Source organism: Mesorhizobium sp. RCC_202 (assembly GCF_041355295.1).
Taxonomy (GTDB): domain Bacteria; phylum Pseudomonadota; class Alphaproteobacteria; order Rhizobiales; family Rhizobiaceae; genus Mesorhizobium.
The window spans coordinates 48,258-65,060 of sequence record NZ_JBFUPO010000008.1 but is presented as its reverse complement, the minus strand read 5'-3'; the positions used below and the strand labels follow the sequence as shown (position 1 = coordinate 65,060).

Below are 16,803 nucleotides of genomic sequence, written 5' to 3'. Positions count from 1 at the left end.
CATGGCAGGGAAAATGCGCTTCGGCAATCCCGTTCCGGTGAGCGATCTCGCCACCGAGATCCTCGACCCGGTGCTGAGGAAGCGCGCCGGCATCTCGATCGGGCTGGTGCAGTCATGGGAAGAGATCGCCGGGCCGCGGCTGGCCAGCCATTCGCGCCCGGAAAAGATCCAGTGGCCGCGCCGCCTGCATGAGGACGATCCGTTCGAGCCGGCAACGCTGATCATCGCCTGCGAAGGCATGGCAGCGCTCCATCTCCAGCATGAGGCCGGCGAGGTCATCAGCCGGGCCAACGCCTTCCTGGGTTTCAACGCCATCGGCCGCATCAAGATATTGCAGAAGCCGGTGCTGTCGCAAAAGGCCCGGCCGAAGCCCGCGCCGCGACCCTTGAGCGCGGATGAAAAGTCGAAACTTTCGCGTATGGTCGGCGAGATCGAGGATGACGGCCTGCGCGCTTCGCTGGAGCGGCTTGGCGCCACAATTATGGGTGAAAGGAAGCCCAAAGGGTCGTAAGTAGCGTCATGAATGCGTCGCCAATCTCGCGCATTCGTGATGCTCTCTATCAAGTTTGGCGATTGGATTGGGGATCGCCATGCCTTAATTCGCGCCAACTCTCGCCTTTTCTAGCCCTTGCGTTGCAAAATCCAACCAATATCAGGTGATTCGCATGAACCGTGCCCCGTTTGGCAAAAGCTTGTCCCGCAGAAACGTCTTGACCACGCTGGCCGCCGTTCCCGCAGTGGCGCTGCTTGCCGCATGCAGCGACTCCGGCGACGAGGCGAAGGCGGCTGCCGTGAAGCCCGCCGATCCGTCGACGCCCGCCAAGCCCACGGCCACGCCTGCGGCGGCTCAGGTGCCGGAATCGAGCGGCGCGGTCGACATGGCGGCACTGCTCAAGCCCGGCGCGTTGCCCGAGAAGCAGCTCGGCAAGGACGACGCCAAGGTCACCATCGTCGAATACGCCTCGATGACCTGCCCGCATTGCGCGCATTTCGCCGAAACCACCTTCCCTGAGTTGAAGACCAAGTACATCGACACCGGCAAGGCGCGTTACATCCTGCGCGAATTCCCCTTCGATCCGAGCGCCGAGGCCGGCTTCATGCTGGCGCGCTGCTCGAAGGACAATTATTTCGCCATGGTCGACGTGCTGTTCAAGCAGCAGCCGAGCTGGGTTGGCGTCAACAACACCAAGGAAGCGCTGCTGCAGATCTCCAAGCTGGCCGGTTTTACACAGGAGTCCTTTGAGTCCTGCTTGACGGACCAGAAGCTTCTGGACGATGTGAGATCAGTCCAGAAACGCGGAGCGGACGAGTTCAAGGTCGACTCGACGCCGACATTCTTCATAAACGGAAAGACCTACAAAGGGGCGATGTCGATTGAGGAAATGTCGGCCATCATCGACCCTCTGCTCTGACATCCAGGCCGCGCCGAAGCGGTCCGGCCTCGGCGCACCGGCTTGTAGTGTAGGGCGGCGCGAATGAAATTTTCGCGCCTTCGCCTCCTCGGCTTCAAATCCTTCGTCGAGCCCGGCGAGTTCGTTATCGAACGCGGGCTGACCGGCATTGTCGGGCCGAATGGCTGCGGCAAGTCGAACCTCGTCGAAGCTTTGCGCTGGGTGATGGGCGAAAGCTCCTACAAGAACATGCGCGCGTCCGGCATGGACGACGTCATCTTCTCCGGCTCCGGCGCGCGGCCGGCGCGCAACACCGCCGAAGTCACGCTTTTCCTCGACAACAGCGACCGCACCGCACCGTCCGCCTTCAACGATGCCGATGAATTGCAGGTGTCGCGCCGCATCGAGCGCGAGGCGGGCTCGCTTTATCGCATCAACGGCAAGGAAGCCCGCGCCAAGGACGTGCAATTGCTGTTCGCCGACCAGTCGACGGGCGCGCGCTCGCCCTCAATGGTCGGGCAGGGCCGTATCGGCGAGCTGATCCAGGCCAAGCCCCAGGCCCGCCGCGCGCTGCTTGAAGAAGCCGCCGGCATTTCCGGCCTGCACACGCGCCGCCACGAGGCGGAACTCAGGCTGAAGGCCGCCGAACAGAACCTGGAGCGGCTGGACGATGTCGTCGGCGAGCTGGAAGGCCAGATCGAAAGCCTGAAGCGCCAGGCGCGCCAGGCTTCGCGCTTCAAGAACCTGTCGGCCGATATCCGCAAGGCCGAAGCGACGCTGCTGCATCTGCGCTGGACGCTGGCCAAGACTCAGGAAGGCGAGGCGCGCTCTGCTCTTGCCGTCGCCACCGCGCTGGTCGGCGACCGCGCCGCGGCCCAGATGGCTGCCGCCAGGGAGCAGGGCATTGCCGCGCATCGGCTGCCGGATTTGCGCGACGCCGAAGCCGCGGCGGCTGCCGCCTTCCAGCGCCTGTCGATCGCCAAGACGCAGATCGAGGAAGAGGCCGGCCGCATCCGCGCCCGCCAGACCGAGCTTGAACGCCGCCTGCAGCAGCTCGACGCCGACATCGCCCGCGAGGAGCGGATGGTGCGCGACAATGCCGACATATTAGAGCGCCTGCGCGCCGAGGAAGCCGGGCTCAATTCGGACAATGCGGGCGCCGCCGAGCGCGAGGCCACCACGCGCGCCGCTTTCGAGCAGGCAGGCGCAACACTGGCGCAGAGCGAAGCCCGGCTGGCCGCGCTGACTGCCGAACGCGCCGAGGCCTCCGCCTCGCGCAACCAGATCGAGCGCACTTTGCGCGAGACCGCCGAGCGCCGCGACCGCTTTGCCCGCCAGCTCGCCGACGTCGACCGCGAACTCTCCGACATCGTCTCGCGCATTTCGGGCCTGCCCGATCCCGCCGAGAAGCGGCTTCTGGTCGAGGACGCGCTTGCCCGCCTGGAAGAGAGCGAGGCCGGCGCCATTGCCGCCGAGCAGGCGGTCGCCGAGGCCCGCACCACTGAGAGTGCTGCACGTCCGCCGCTGCAGGACGCCAGGGCCGAGCTGGCGCGCATCGAGACCGAAGCTCGCACGCTGGCGAAAATCCTCAACGCGGCAAGCGGCGATCTTTTCCCCTCGGTGCTGGAGCAGATCAGCGTCGAGCGCGGCTACGAGACGGCACTCGGTGCCGCGCTTGGTGAGGACCTCGAAGTTCCGCTCGACCGCAGCGCCCCGGTGCATTGGGGCGAGAGCACTGTACAACCGGGCGATGCTGCATTGCCCGAAGGCGTGAAGAGCCTGGCCAGCGTGGTGCGCGCGCCGGCTCAGCTTGCGCGGCGCCTGGCGCAGATTGGCATCGTCGATGCCGCCGATGGCCGCGGGCTGCAGGCATTGCTTGCGCCCGGACAGCGGCTGGTCAGCCGCGACGGCGCGCTCTGGCGCTGGGACGGTTTGACGGCAAGCGCCGACGCGCCGACAGCGGCCGCGCAGCGGCTGGCGCAGAAGAACCGTTTGGCCGAGCTCGATGCCGAGGCCGTGCAGGCGACACTGGTCGTGCGCGAGGCCGAGGAAGCGCTGGCGCGCGCCGAGCAGGCGATGCGCCAGGCAAGCGAGGCCGAGCGCAATGCCCGCCAGGCCGGCCGTGACGCCCAGCATGGGCTGGATGCCGCGCGCAATGCGCTGGCCGAAGCCGAACGAGCCGGCGGCGAGCTGGTGAGCCGCCGCGCCGCCCTGGACGAAGCCCGCGCGCGCATCGTCGACAGTCATGAGGAAACGCAGGCCGCGTTCCTCGAAGCCGAGGCAATGCTGCAGGACGCTCCCGATCTCGGCGACCTGCAGCTGCAGCTCGAACAGGCTTCCGCCAATGTTTCGCGCGATCGCGCCACGCTTGCCGATGCGCGCGCCGTTCATGAAGGCTTGCGGCGCGAGGCCGAGGCGCGCATCCGCCGGCTCGACGCCATTGGCGCCGAACGCACGAACTGGCTGGAGCGCGCCGAGAACGCCTCGACGCAGATCGCCGCCCTTGGCGAGCGCAAGGCCGAAGCCGAGGCCGAACGTGAGCGCCTGGCCGACGCGCCGGACGAGATCGACGCCAAACGGCGTGCGTTGCTGACCCAGCTGTCCGAAGCCGAAGCGCTACGCAAGGCCGCGGGCGACCGTCTGCAGGAGGCGGAGAACAAGCAAGCCGAGCTCGACAAGGCTGCCACCGCCGCGATCCAGTCGCTCGCCGACTCGCGCGAAACCCGTGTCCGCGCCGAGGAGCGGCTGACCGCCGCCGACGAGCGCCGCGCCGAGGTCGAGGCGCGCATCCAGGAAGCGCTCAACACGCCGCCGCATCTGGTCATCAAGCACACCGGCCTCGAAGCCGACGATCCGATGCCCGACATGGCCGAGATCGAGCGCCAGCTCGACCGGCTGAAGATCGAGCGCGAGCGACTGGGTGCGGTCAATCTGCGCGCCGAGGAAGAGCAGAAAGAGCTTTCCGAGCGGCTGGAAACCATCGTTTCCGAGCGCGAGGACATCATCGAGGCGATCCGCAAGCTGCGTCAGGCGATCCAAAGCTTGAACCGTGAGGGCCGCGAGCGCCTGCTGGCCGCCTTCGAGGTCGTCAACGGCCATTTCCAGCGTCTGTTCTCGCATCTGTTCGGTGGCGGCACCGCCGAATTGCAGCTGATCGAGTCGGAAGACCCGCTGGAAGCCGGCCTCGAAATCCTCGCCCGGCCGCCCGGCAAGAAGCCGCAGACCATGACGCTTCTCTCCGGCGGCGAGCAGGCGCTGACGGCTATGTCGCTGATCTTTGCCGTGTTCCTCACCAACCCGGCGCCGATCTGCGTGCTCGACGAAGTCGACGCGCCGCTCGACGACCACAATGTCGAGCGCTTCTGCAATCTGATGGACGAGATGTCGAAGACCACCGAGACGCGCTTCGTCATCATCACCCACAACCCGATCACCATGGCCCGCATGGATCGCCTGTTCGGCGTCACCATGGCCGAGCAGGGCGTCAGCCAGCTGGTCTCGGTCGACCTGCAGGCCGCAGAGGCGATGCGCGAGGCGAGCTGAGGCAGTTTCGCTTCGGTTGTCGCTGGTCGACCCGAACCGGTCCCTATTTGTCGGGCGCAGTCGCCGGCGCCGTATACCGCCGGCGTACGGCGTCGATCACCAGCTTGCGGCTTTCGTCGGCGGACAATGTCTTGTCCTTCTCGGCTTCGTCTGTTTCGCGGGCGAGGTCCTTGTCCTTGATCTGATGACGGAACCATTTGGAATAATCGCCGGCGCGCAGGTGATAGTCCCAGGTCTTGTCGTCGATGCCTTCCGCCATTTGAGCGAAGATGATGAGATTGTGGGCCCGAAGGTTCATCGCCTTCTTCGGCCCGGTGAAATAGAAGCTGCCGGCTTCGTCGAGCTCGCCCTCGGCATATTTGCGGCTGTGCCGCTTCAGCGATTGGCGGGGTTCGTTTGCCTTGACGGTGAACGCCGTCTTGTCCTCATGCGGCCGCCAGAACAGCACCCGGTCGCCCTTGGGCGTCGGCATGTTCTTCGGCGCCTGCAAGCCGGTTTCCTTGCAAAAGCTCTTGATGACGCCCTTCGCTTTCGGACCGAGCGCGATCACCGTCGTCACCAGGCGCAAGGCGTCGGTCGAGACCGATTCCGGATGTACAGTGATCAGCACCGTGCCGGGCAGCTCTATCGAAAGCGCCGCCCGCGTGTCCCTGCGCCGCTTCGGCATCAGGTGGTGCGCCTCGTCGATGATCAGCCAGTGTGGCCTTGCCGTGCGGTAGCGGGTATTGCCGAGGCCGGGCAGCAATTCGGCGAAGAAATCGGGCCGCTCGTCAACCTTCAGCGCCAGGCCGTTGACGACGATATTGTTGCCGGGCTTTTCGATGAGTTCCAGCAATTGTTCCTTGTTCGGTGCCGTCGAGCCGTTGCCGAGCGGCACCGCGCCTTTCAGCCCGTCATAGTCACCCTCGGGGTCGAAGATGCAGAACTGCAGGCCCTTTTCGACAAGCCGCTCGGTGAGCGCGGTGGCCAGGGTGGACTTGCCGATGCCCGAACTGCCGGCGACCAGGACTGTCTCGGTCGGCGACAGATAGATCTCCTTGCCGCGCGAGGTTCCAAGCAGCACGCCGCGCGAGCGCTTTTTGACAATCAGGTGATCGCGCTTGATCAGCTTGCGGATCAGCTCTTCGACGCCCTTGCCGCGCTCTTCCCTGGTGACCAGGTCGGCGGTTTCCTTGACGGCGGGCAAGGCATTGGCGACGGCCACGCTGCAGCCCGAGGCCCTCATGAAAGCATGGTCGTTCTCGGCATCGCCGACGGCAACGACATTGTGCGGCGACAATTTCAGGTCTTCCAGCGCCGCCGCCAGCCCGGTTGCCTTGTTGATGCCCGAGGGCAGGATCATCACCGCGCCCTTGTTGAAGATGATGTCCAGATCCAGCCCGAGCTTCTTGATGACATCGAGCACGGTCGCCTGGTGCGGTTCCCAGGTGGCGACGATCGAGCGGCCGACGGAAAGCGGCTTGACGCCGCGCTTTTTCAGCCTGTCGATGAACTCGGACGAAGGGGCGGGCGAGATCGTGCGCTCCTCTTCGCTGGCCGGTGTATAGATCAGCGCACCATTTTCCGCGACGACCTTGTCGAACAGGGAAAGTTCGGGAAACACCTCTTTCAGGTCGGGCAGCTCGCGGCCGGTGACCAGGATGAGCTTGCGGCCGGATTTCTTCAGCTTCTCCAATGCCTTGATCATGCTTGCGCTGACCAGCCCGTCATGCGCCAGCGTGCCGTCATAGTCGGTGGCCAATGCCATGAAATACATCGGGTTGAGCTTCTCCGCTGGTTGCCATGTCGTCCTGCCGGAAGAGCTCGCCCGGCGAACAACAACGCCTGTCGGCGAAAAAGGTTTACGACGACGCTCTGCTCCGTGGTGATCGCGGCATCTCGCCCGTCGCGCTACCCGTACTCCTCCGCGACCGCCGGCCCCGCGTTGCGGCGGACCGGATCGTCGGGCAAATCGTGACGTCGCCTACTGTTGTGTGGGTTCACGCGCATACTGAAGCGACAAAGCCCGAGGGGCTGTGCGCGGGCCGGAATCCGTCATTCCTTGCCCATGGGGTGGAACACGCGCGGCAACAATATTCCGACCGCGAAGTTTCAGTCTTACGCGGTCGTCACCGCGACGAAGTGATCGGCTTGCTTCGGTCTTCCGCTTGCTGCGCCGCCACGCATAATTCGAGTAAATTCACATCAAACTATAGAGTCGCCATATGATACCAACCTACATCGGGTACGATCCACCCGAAGCCCGGCACCACGCAATGGGACCAGTTGTGGAGCCGAGAAGAGAGCATTCTGCGCGCGTTTGAGGAACATTCGGTTCAGATTCCTACATGAAAACTCCGCTTTCGGATCTCTTGTCGACCTTCTCAAAGCCAATTCTTCGCTTGCCCAGCGTCACGGGTCCCGCTTTGGTGATGGGGTCGGCGCCGAATTTTCGCCTCCCGGAGGGACATCATGCCGGTTGGGCACTTGTGACCGTCAACGCTTCCCAGCTTTTGGCGGAAACCTTTGGCCTTGCCGTTCCTGATATCGCCCTGATCCGCCGCGGCATTTTTGTCGGCGCGAGCGAGCAGGATTTTTACAAGCGTGATTTGTTAAAAGGACGGCAGGCAAAGCATCTGATAATCCCAGTTTGGTCGGACGCCGAGGAAAAACTGAAAGCCGGCTGTCGCAACTGCAACTATCGTTATGACATCTTGCAGGCGCTTACCAAATGGCAGCTTGCCAACATCGTCTGGCGACTTAGCGGCAAATATCATGTGTCCCGCGGCTGGCATCGGAAAATCTCCACCGGAGCCTTCGCGATCATGCTGACGCGTTTCGCCGGTTTCTCTCCTGTTGTGGTCAGTGGGTTTTCCCTATCCCAAGCCGGGCATGGATACGACACCCGGAATGCCTTTCGATATCATGCCGACGAAGATGCAGATTTGCTTCGACGGTTGGCGAGAAGAGGAGAGCCAATCTACGCGGAGGATAGAGACTTTGCTGCGGAAACTGGATTGCCCTTATGGCAAGGACAGATGCCATCCTGACGACAGCCGCAGGCTGATGGCGCAGATACTCGGAGCCCGTAAGGCATAGCTTAGCATTTTCTAAATGCGCGTAGTGATGGTAAGGCCAAACGGCGGTGGCCAAGGATTTGAGGCAGACGGCCGCTTCCGGCCCAAAAGCGTCGTGTACGGTTCTACAATTAGAGATTGGCTGGGGTTCTTGGAAGCTTTTCGAACTTTCTGCCATACTGCACCAACCGAATTGCGCGTGCTCGCGAGCGAGGCCGGAACATGAATAGCTGCCACGACGGAATCTGATCACGCCTTCCACTGCGGGTTTAGTTCGGAAGAGGGTCCCGCGCGGCGCCCTTAAGTTCCAGCTCGTGCTCATATAAGCCTTTTGCGACATTTCTGTCAGATACATGCGCTTTGGTCCTCCCAAGCGACAAGAATCGCGTATGTGCGCGCACTCCCTCAACCCACCGTCTCTGACGAACCCCATCGCTTGCTCGCATGACTGAAACTTCGCATACCCGACTGCTTTCTCGCAAAATCGCTGATTACTGCCGTATCCGTATCGACCCGCTGTTCCCCCCTCACGAAAGCGCGCGCATCAGAGCGTTTCTGCTCAACCTGATCTCCTGTGCTGAAACACCGCCACGAAAACTGCGCGGCTATGATTGGCAAGAAATCGGCATTCTTTGCGATCTCGACGGTGAGACACTTCGATCTGCCCGGACCGCAATCGAACCAGCATTGGATGCGATCGCTCGAAATATGAAAAACGCGCCAAAGCGGGTGACCATCGCGTGCCGTCGCAACGCGAAACCGCAGCGTCATGCGCCGGAAGGTCCGCAGCCGCCGGCAGGGAAGGCGCCAGTTCCAAGTCGTATAAAAAAGCTCGACCGGTCGGAGCGGGAGGCTGGAGTAGACCGGCAAAAGACCGGCATAAAACCGCGCGCTATCGAGGAGTTCCCACAACCTCTTTTCGAGGAAGCGTTTGATCACCCAAGCTTCCAGGCGGCGCTGGAATTCCAGATGCGCCGCCATGGCGACAGCTATTGGCATCTACATCGTGCTGTTGTCCGAGACGACGAGAGTCTCGACCGCTCGACAATTCGTCACTGGCTCCAGGGGTCAAAATCGCCGCGCAGCGTGGCGAGCATGGAAGTGCTAGCGCGGATCGAGCGTCGTTATCGTCTTCCAACAGGGTATTTTAAAGCGAGACTCCCGCTTCAGACGCGCTCCGCCTTCGGCCACATTCTCGATGATATCGGCCCGGCTGAACGCCGTCGGCTTGCGTGGCACCTGCCTGACGACTTCAACACGCGTCGTTCCGAGGAGCAGGAAGAGATCCTGGAATGGGTTCGGCGCGTGATTATCAGCGGGTCAACTGATTACCGGAAATTCCAGGCGGCCGCGTTGAAACAGCGTTACGCCATCCGTTTCCCGGGTATCACCTATGGTCAGTCGGATGCTGCAAATGATGGCTATCGAGTTCAGCGCGAGCAACAGCACGCGGGTAGCGTCCAGTTCACGGACCCCGACCTGATGTCCGGCGTCATCGACGCTCCACCTGCGCTTGCGATGGAAATGGCGGATCTGATCCGCTTCAAGACAGCGACGCTTACTGCGTTCGGTCTACAGCGCAACGGTGTTTGGGGCGAGGAGACCGCATCGCAGAAAGTCGAGCATCTCGGTTTGATGTTCGGTGCGTTGGTCGCGCATCCGCGCGGACCTGTACGTGGCTATGGCGTTCCAACCCAGCATGTGACTTTTGGCCTGCTCGTCTTCCCGTCGGTGTGGGACTGGTATGTGCAATGGCGCGAGAGACGTCGCGGGTTCTACACCGCCTGGGAGGTGGACATGCTGCGAATTTCGCTCGCGCTCACTCGCAAGGACACGGGCTGGCTCAGGCAGCAACCTCATCTGGCGTTGCGGATCCGTCCCATCAATGGACTGGTTTCACAGACCGACATTGATCGCGCGAGCGGGGACTGGGAGGACGCCTGCGATGTCTACTTCAAGCATGCCACCTCCCGTGTGAAAGAGATTCAACGCGTCGCGCGTGTACATCGCGATCCTTTTGAACCAATCATGCCCGTGCTAGAGGCCGATAGCCCAGTCGGCGAGTATCGAAAGATCACTGAAGAGATTCTTCGGCTCATGCCTGATGAGCGCATCCATCGCCGTCCTGCCGCCGAAGCAGTGCGCTCGTTCCTGATGCTTCGGTTCGGGCTGCATCTTGGGTTGCGGCAGAAGAACCTGCGCCAGCTGATGGTCAGTGAACGCGGCAGACTGCCCAGGTCTGAGCGTCAGCTTGCCGACATGAAGCGCGGTGAACTCCGCTGGAGCGAACGTGAAAAGGGCTGGGAGGTGCTTATTCCTTCAGTCGCTTTCAAGAACGCGAACTCATCCTTTTTCGGAAGCAAGCCGTTTCGGCTCGTCCTGCCGAACTTGGGCGGTCTGTATGAGAAGATTGAGGCGTATATTGATCGCCATCGCAAAGTGCTGCTTGGAGGGTCGGAAGACCCCGGCACCTTCTTTATCAAAACCGTGAAAGCGACCAGCAAGGACGCCGCATACGATCGAAACACATTTTATGAGGCGTGGCGCCTGACCATCCAGCGATATGGCATTTACAATCCATATACTAAGCGCGGCGCGATCCCCGGTCTCCTCCCTCATGGCCCGCACAATGTTCGTGACGTGCTGGCGACGCACATACTGAAACAGACTGGCTCATATGAGCAGGCAAGCTACGCGATCCAGGACACGCCCGATATGGTGGCGCACCACTACGGTCGTTTTTTGCCGCAAGACAAAGCTGCACTTGCTGCGCGGATATTGAACCAAGTCTGGCAGGCGGCCTAAAGAACGTTAGGGTGTAAGACCAATTTCATACTGACGTTGTCGGGATCGCGCGGAGTTTCCGTGGAACGACGGTTGCAATGTTTCTTTTACACAAGAGGCAGTACGGTGACCAATACGACGTTGGACGAGGAGCTCAACGTGTAACCCCTTCTCCACAAAGCTAGGACGTAGACTCATTACCGCGTAGCCAGATGCGGACGGAGACGAGTTTGAGGGCGGCGAGGTAGTTTTCTGCCAGCTTGTCATACCGAGTTGCGATGCGACGGAACTGCTTGGCCCTGTTGAAGAAGCGTTCGACGAGGTTGCGGGCCTTGTAGAGGAAGGGGCTGAAGCACATCGGGTCTTTGCGGTTGGCCTTGGGCGGGATGTTGGCCCATGCCTTTTGCTCGGTGACGGCATTGCGCAAGGCGTTGGCATCATAACCCCTGTCGGCGAGCAGCATGGCACCCTCGGGCAAATCCTTGATCAAGTCCGCTGCGGAGGCGATGTCACTCATTTGACCTGCCGTGAGCGTCAGCTTGATAGGCCTGCCTTGGGCATCGACAAGAGCATGGATTTTGGTTGTCAGGCCGCCTCGGGAACGACCGAGACAATGATCTCGACCCCCCTTTTTGCCGTCGCCCCCTGCTGATGGACGCGAACAATGGAGGTGTCGATCATCTGCACCTTGCCGTCATGGCCTTTGGTGACGGCGTCCATGAGGCGGTCCCACACACCTGCTTTACGCCATCGGACAAAGCGATTGTAGCAGGTGGTGCGGGGGCCGTATCGCTCTGGCAGATCGCGCCATGGCGCACCGGATCGCAGCACCCAGAAGATGCCGTTCAGCACGCGGCGATCGTCTACGCGCGGCACCCCTCGCGGTTTATTGGGCAACAGCGGCTCGATCACACGCCATTCGGAATCAGTCAGGTCATATCGGCTCATGCAGAGGCTGAATCAGATTCCACTGCAATTTGAAAGCCGCCAATAGGCGAACGACCCCATTGCGGACAATGGCTGCAGCGATATAACTCCATGTATGCAAAGATCCTTCAGCGTCGGAACACTTGTTCGTTTGATTGGAACGCCGCCAAATCTTGTCGATGCAGACGATCTTCAAACCGCAACTCTCTTCCGCTTATGCCTCGGAAAGACGTTCCCAATCAGGGAAATGTTAGACGGCATGGCTGCTTTGGATGTCGGAGAGATATTAGGTGAACCGTCGTATATGCACACGATCTACGTAGAACCTGAATTCCTTGAATTCGCTACGGGTTGACAAGCACCGTCCGAATTCCACCCTTCTCGGCCACTCCGCATTTATGAGTTCACAGCCTAGGTCTCTGCGAAGCGTTCAACATCAATCTACAAAGGGTTGCCGTCGCAGTCGACTTGGCTCCGGTTGTATGAACCATAAATGTTCCTTGGTTATCGTTTCGACCGTCGCCAGCCGGCCGCCACGGCGTCCGCTTCTGAGCAGAACCACCGTTCGCCTTTGGCTTGGTTGATGATGGTTACGCTGTAATATTTTTGTCCCGGAACGTGATAAATACGGTTGCCGTCCACCGAAATGTTGCCCTTGATGTTGCAGCCGGCGTTGCCGCTGCCGAACGCGAAGACCGGTGCGGACGTTGTTTGCCCATCGCCAATTTGCTGTACTCGCCAGTCCCAAGGTGTTTGAAATGATCCTACCCACAAGCCGACTTTCGACGCCTTTGCCTTCGCCTGTTGCGATGAAAAAGCACCATTGCTGTATTTTGGCCAATCGAGCGCTTCGCCGTGTTCGACCATCCAGGCGGCTACGCTTGCTCCGTCCGCACGTCGGCAGTCGCCGACATAACGCCCATAGCGATCCCATGTAACAAATGAGCACTTGACGGGCCTAGAGGCCGCTAGAAACCCGTCGAGCGCCTCGGCAGAACGCCGCCCGCAGGGATATTCGAAACCCTTTGCGTCGTCGCAATTCTGGCGGCTCTCCGGGGCGTCGATCCCGTTGAAGCGGATGCGTTGGCCGTGCACTTCGATCGTGTCGCCGTCAACAACCGATGCGGTTCCGGCTATCGGGCCGGGGTCGTTCATGGTGCCGAGTATTGGAACCCTATCCAAATTCAAGCGGTCAGCGCTGACGAAGCTAGCAGCGGCTGCAAGACCGACGAAAATTGCGGCTATCGAAATAGGAACACGGAAGAGCCGTTGACCGCGAGGCGGGCGCGACTGCTTCATCTTGTATTGAGTTGACTTCGCCATACGGCTAGTTGCCCGCTTCGTGTCCGGTTCGACCGCCATCTTTCGCTTCGGCGGAACGTTCGCCGCAACTTCTCCCTATGCTATCGACTTGCGTCCTTAGATCGCACGGATGGTCACCGTCGTTCCCGACGTTGACAACAATGCCGTTCCGCGCCGGGGGCACTAAGGTTGTTCCGCGAAAGCGTTGGACGACACCCGCCACGCGTTGCCCGTCACTTTGAATGTGCGTGTTTTGGCTATTCGGATTGAACGGATCGACGGCCTGCAAAAGCTGGTTGGCGTGGTTCGAATCGCCGGCTGCGAGCGTCACGGTGTCATAATTATTCAAATAGTCAGTAGTGCAGCCTGAGATAAATGCCGCAAATATTGCGCCCGAAATCCAACGCCAATGCATGAAGGTATCCCCCGACACCAAGCCAGATCATGCACGTTTTGCATTTTGTTGTCGAATCTGCCGAACAACAATAATTGTGCGACTCAGGATTTATCGCCGGTTGGCGAGCACTTCAATTTCGATCTGAGACATCACTCTCAGGCGTTTCCTTCAACCGCGCAGTCATCGCCAAGCCCATACGGTAACTCGCGGCTCTGTTAATTGAGGATTGAAAAATCTGTGAGCGTGAGGTGGTCGACGTGGATTGCGTTTGCAGAAATATGTGCGCGAGGCGGTTCTTCTAGGAGCGTACGAGCGCGGCGGTGCTAATTTTGTTTCACGCTCCGATAGGGAGGCAACATATTTGGTTTTGCTGCGTGCGAGCCGATCTGCCCAATCAATACTGATCCGACACAGACGGCGGAATCGGCGATGAGTCATCTGGTCTTGGTATAGTCGGAATGAAAATCGCCCCGGCCTTAACTACGCCCCGGGATATTTGCCGATTACCGGCTCAGAACAGTTGCGGACATAGTTACTTTTCGGTGTAATGCCATCAGATCCGTGCGTGTGGGTTTGGCGGATCGGGGGCGTAATATGCAAACAACGATGAGCCAAAAGCTCGCGACCTATGGGCAATGGACCTATAGAGGGGCATGGGCGCTTGAGCTCGCAGCGGCGACTATCGGTCTTATGACCGGTGTGGCTCTTGGCTATCAAGCTTTCGCAGCGAGCGAGTCTGTCACTGCGATGGACCTAACTCTTGCAAGTGCACCATTTCTGATGGTCGCCATTGCGGAACTCACCAAAATCCCAATTGCAACTCTGCTTTTCAGCGTGTCTTGGGTTTGGAAGCCGATAGTGCTCGTCTTCCTATTAATCCTCGCAGGTATCACGTTCGAGACCGTTTTTATGGGGATGGAGCGTGCAGGCGCCCTTCGTCAGCTTCGCTACGAAGATTTGGTGAACAAGATTGACGCGCTCGAGCAGGAAGCTTCGAAACTTGCCTCGGTAGATGAACTCGGCAGAAAAGCCGATCAGGTTGACCAGGCTCGCGCCGAATTTGAGGAGATGACCGCCCTTGCCGAGAAGTCCCGTGCTGGCTTCCAGACACAAATTGCGGAGGTTGACGCTGAACTGCAGGGGGCAACAGCTCTTACTCCGGAGGCATCCCGTGTTCGAGACCAGATCGAAGAAAAGAACACGGTTCGATCTTCCCTGATTGAGCAGCGCGATGCCGAGATAAGAGACGCTGTAACCCAATTTGAAGGCCAGCGTGACAGCTTCGTCCAGCGCATCAAGATGGCGCGAGACTCAGGCGACAGCGATTCAGCTCGTAAGTTGGAGGATGAGGTCGCCAAGCTGGCAAATCCAAGGTCCAAAATCGGCGCCAAATTCGACGCTCAAATAGATCCAATGGATCAGGAAATAGCTGCACTTCGATCGGATTTTGATCGACAACGCGCAAGCAGTCCGCCGATGACTGCCGACCAGCGGCAAAAGCTTACAGATCGGCGATCGAATCTGGAGCAGATACGCGATGCAGACGCCGCCAGTTGGCAGAAACGACTTGACGAGGCGGGCAAAAGGCTAGCCGATGCCCAAGGCGCTGAAGCCAACAAGGCGACCTTGGCCGCGCAAAATCAGGTTAGGCAGGATCAAATAGCCAAGGAACTCGCGGCCCTCGAGAAGGAGCGGATTCCAATGGCGCGCACCGACCAGGTCAGGCGCATCGCGGCAAGATGGTACGGTGCAAAGCCAGAGCAGGTGACTCCGGAACAGGCAGGCGTGATCTCAGTCATTTGGTTTAGTTCGCTTGCAGTGATCGCGGCGCTGGCCGGGCCGATCACCGCGATGGTGGCGCTCGCTCTTCAACGAATAGCCGCTCGCGGCGAAGTTCAGTCCCATAGCCGGCTGTCGTCACTCATTCGCCGCATGCTCTTGAGTTGGCGGTGGCGCCGCATTCGCACGATCGAGGTGCCGGTCGAGAAGGTCGTCGAGACGGAAGTCGAGAAGCGCGTCGAGGTCCCCGTCGAGATTGAAAAGGTCGTCAAAGAGATACTCTATGTTCCGCTGTTTACCGATGATCCGGAGGTGCTTCGGACGGCTCTAAAAAAGGAGCTGCCGCCAGATGTTGCCGATCTGGTGAGTTTATCTATGAAGGGGCAGGGCAATGCTCGTCCGGCATAACACCGCCCTTCTCGAGCAGGCGGTTGGCCTAGTCGTAAAGCGCTCTGCCATACCGATGCTACAGGCCGAGGCCGCAGCTCAGGAGAAAATCTCCAAAGCGGCTGCATTGCGTCGGATTGCGACCGGAGGTGCAATTGCTGTTGCAGCAATTGGGATCGGCTTGGGCTTGAAGCTTGGACTTTGGCAGAAGAGCCCCACAATCCCAGAACCGAACATTCCGCGCGTAGAAGTGCCTGCCAAGCCCGCAGATACCAGAGCAGATAAGCCTTCCATCCCACTGCCTACTCCACGGCCCACGCAAGTGCCGACCCCGCCAGTGCCTCCAAAGGATCCTGACGTCGTCACCGTGGACTTCACAAAGTTCGCCACGAAGACGATCGACTTCCAGGGAGACAAATGGGAGTTGATTTCAGGCCATCATTTCAAGGATGAGAAAGACAGCTCTTGGGACACGGCGTGGTGCTACTCGCATCGGATGGTCAATGGCGTTGACGTAAACGTTCAACTGGCAAATAGGGTGGGTCCAGAAACGCAGCCTGTCTCACCCATATCTGCACGCGAGACCTTGGCACAGGTCGGTTTAACAGATTCTACGGCAATCCAGCTGGCAACGAATTGTGCGTGGCTCGATGGTCGTACTTTTGCAGCCTCGGATTTTACAACCGATCCTCGTCGAGAAGTGGGCGACTTATCCCCCCAGCCCCCGGTCATGATGACAGGGACCGATCCTGATACCGGCTTTGTCGTCGTTTCGGGATGGGACGCGATTGGAAATGACCTACCCAACATGCCCATCCGTGGCGTTACTGCCGAACAATGCCAGAGCGCTTGCGATCGCGATTTTACGTGTTTGGCAGTGACGTATAATACCAAATACCAAGCGTGTTTCATGAAGGGTGACGCGTCCATTCTTGTAAAGAGCGAAGATTCGCTGATGGCTGCGAAGAAGGTTGTTGAGAGCAATCTCCATTATTCAAACCTTGTGTTTGCAAAGAACACTGAAGTTTCTGGAACCAGCTATTGGACGGGACAACTCAGGTATCCCGACTGCATTTTACAATGCGTGAATGAAAAGTCGTGTTTAGGATTCAATTTCCGGAGCAAGGAGATTATGTGCACGCTACTAAGCAGCGTAACGCAATCATCAGACAATTCGGCTGTCGCGTCCGGAATTAAAAGCGCCGGCAACTAGCCGTGGTCTCCGAAGGAGAGACCT

Annotated in this window: 10 protein-coding genes and 1 pseudogene; 7 read left to right on the top strand and 4 right to left on the bottom strand. The window is 59.9% G+C overall.

The features are described 5' to 3' along the window. The first annotated feature begins 1 nt into the window (after position 1). The 3 genes from AB6802_RS19075 to smc all read left to right on the top strand — a co-directional run bounded on the left by AB6802_RS19075 (position 2) and on the right by smc (position 4,934). Entirely contained in the window at positions 2-511 is a 510-nt protein-coding gene (locus tag AB6802_RS19075) for a DUF721 domain-containing protein (protein ID WP_371011724.1), read from the top strand. Positions 512-665: 154 nt separating this feature from the next. Continuing rightward, the gene (locus AB6802_RS19070) at positions 666-1,412 is read left to right on the top strand and encodes a DsbA family protein (protein WP_371011723.1); all 747 of its coding nucleotides are present in this window, start codon (positions 666-668) and stop codon (positions 1,410-1,412) included. 63 nt (positions 1,413-1,475) lie between these two features. Beyond that, positions 1,476-4,934, top strand: a complete 3,459-nt coding sequence (gene smc / locus AB6802_RS19065) for a chromosome segregation protein SMC (RefSeq protein WP_371011722.1) — start codon at positions 1,476-1,478, stop codon at positions 4,932-4,934. 43 nt (positions 4,935-4,977) lie between these two features. On the opposite strand, the gene AB6802_RS19060 is transcribed toward smc, so the two are convergent. Then, positions 4,978-6,690, bottom strand: coding sequence for an HAD-IIB family hydrolase (locus AB6802_RS19060; protein WP_371011721.1), 1,713 nt, complete (start codon positions 6,688-6,690; stop codon positions 4,978-4,980). 571 nt (positions 6,691-7,261) lie between these two features. Here AB6802_RS19060 and AB6802_RS19055 point away from each other — a divergent pair. Continuing rightward, positions 7,262-7,963, top strand: a complete 702-nt coding sequence (locus tag AB6802_RS19055; RefSeq protein WP_371011720.1) for a hypothetical protein — start codon at positions 7,262-7,264, stop codon at positions 7,961-7,963. 471 nt (positions 7,964-8,434) lie between these two features. Then, entirely contained in the window at positions 8,435-10,795 is a 2,361-nt protein-coding gene (locus AB6802_RS19050; protein ID WP_371011719.1) for a hypothetical protein, read from the top strand. 160 nt (positions 10,796-10,955) lie between these two features. Here the strand turns inward: AB6802_RS19050 and AB6802_RS19045 are convergent. The 3 genes and pseudogenes from AB6802_RS19045 to AB6802_RS19035 all read right to left on the bottom strand — a co-directional run bounded on the left by AB6802_RS19045 (position 10,956) and on the right by AB6802_RS19035 (position 13,418). Then, positions 10,956-11,722: pseudogene (locus tag AB6802_RS19045) on the bottom strand (IS5 family transposase). A gap of 483 nt (positions 11,723-12,205) precedes the next feature. Beyond that, on the bottom strand, positions 12,206-13,063 hold the full coding sequence (locus AB6802_RS19040; RefSeq protein WP_371011718.1) for a thermonuclease family protein: 858 nt from the start codon (positions 13,061-13,063) through the stop codon (positions 12,206-12,208). Next, complete coding sequence (locus tag AB6802_RS19035; protein WP_371011717.1) at positions 13,029-13,418, bottom strand: hypothetical protein; 390 nt, start codon at positions 13,416-13,418, stop codon at positions 13,029-13,031. Before AB6802_RS19035 ends, AB6802_RS19040 begins: the two co-directional genes overlap by 35 nt. A gap of 576 nt (positions 13,419-13,994) precedes the next feature. On the opposite strand from AB6802_RS19035, the gene AB6802_RS19030 reads away from it, so the two are divergent. Beyond that, positions 13,995-15,587: a hypothetical protein gene (locus tag AB6802_RS19030; protein WP_371011716.1), complete on the top strand. Its 1,593-nt coding sequence runs from the start codon at positions 13,995-13,997 to the stop codon at positions 15,585-15,587. Then, positions 15,571-16,779 carry a PAN domain-containing protein gene (locus AB6802_RS19025; RefSeq protein ID WP_371011715.1) on the top strand — a complete coding sequence of 403 codons (1,209 nt, stop codon included), beginning with the start codon at positions 15,571-15,573 and terminating at the stop codon, positions 16,777-16,779. Before AB6802_RS19030 ends, AB6802_RS19025 begins: the two co-directional genes overlap by 17 nt. Positions 16,780-16,803 lie beyond the last annotated feature (24 nt).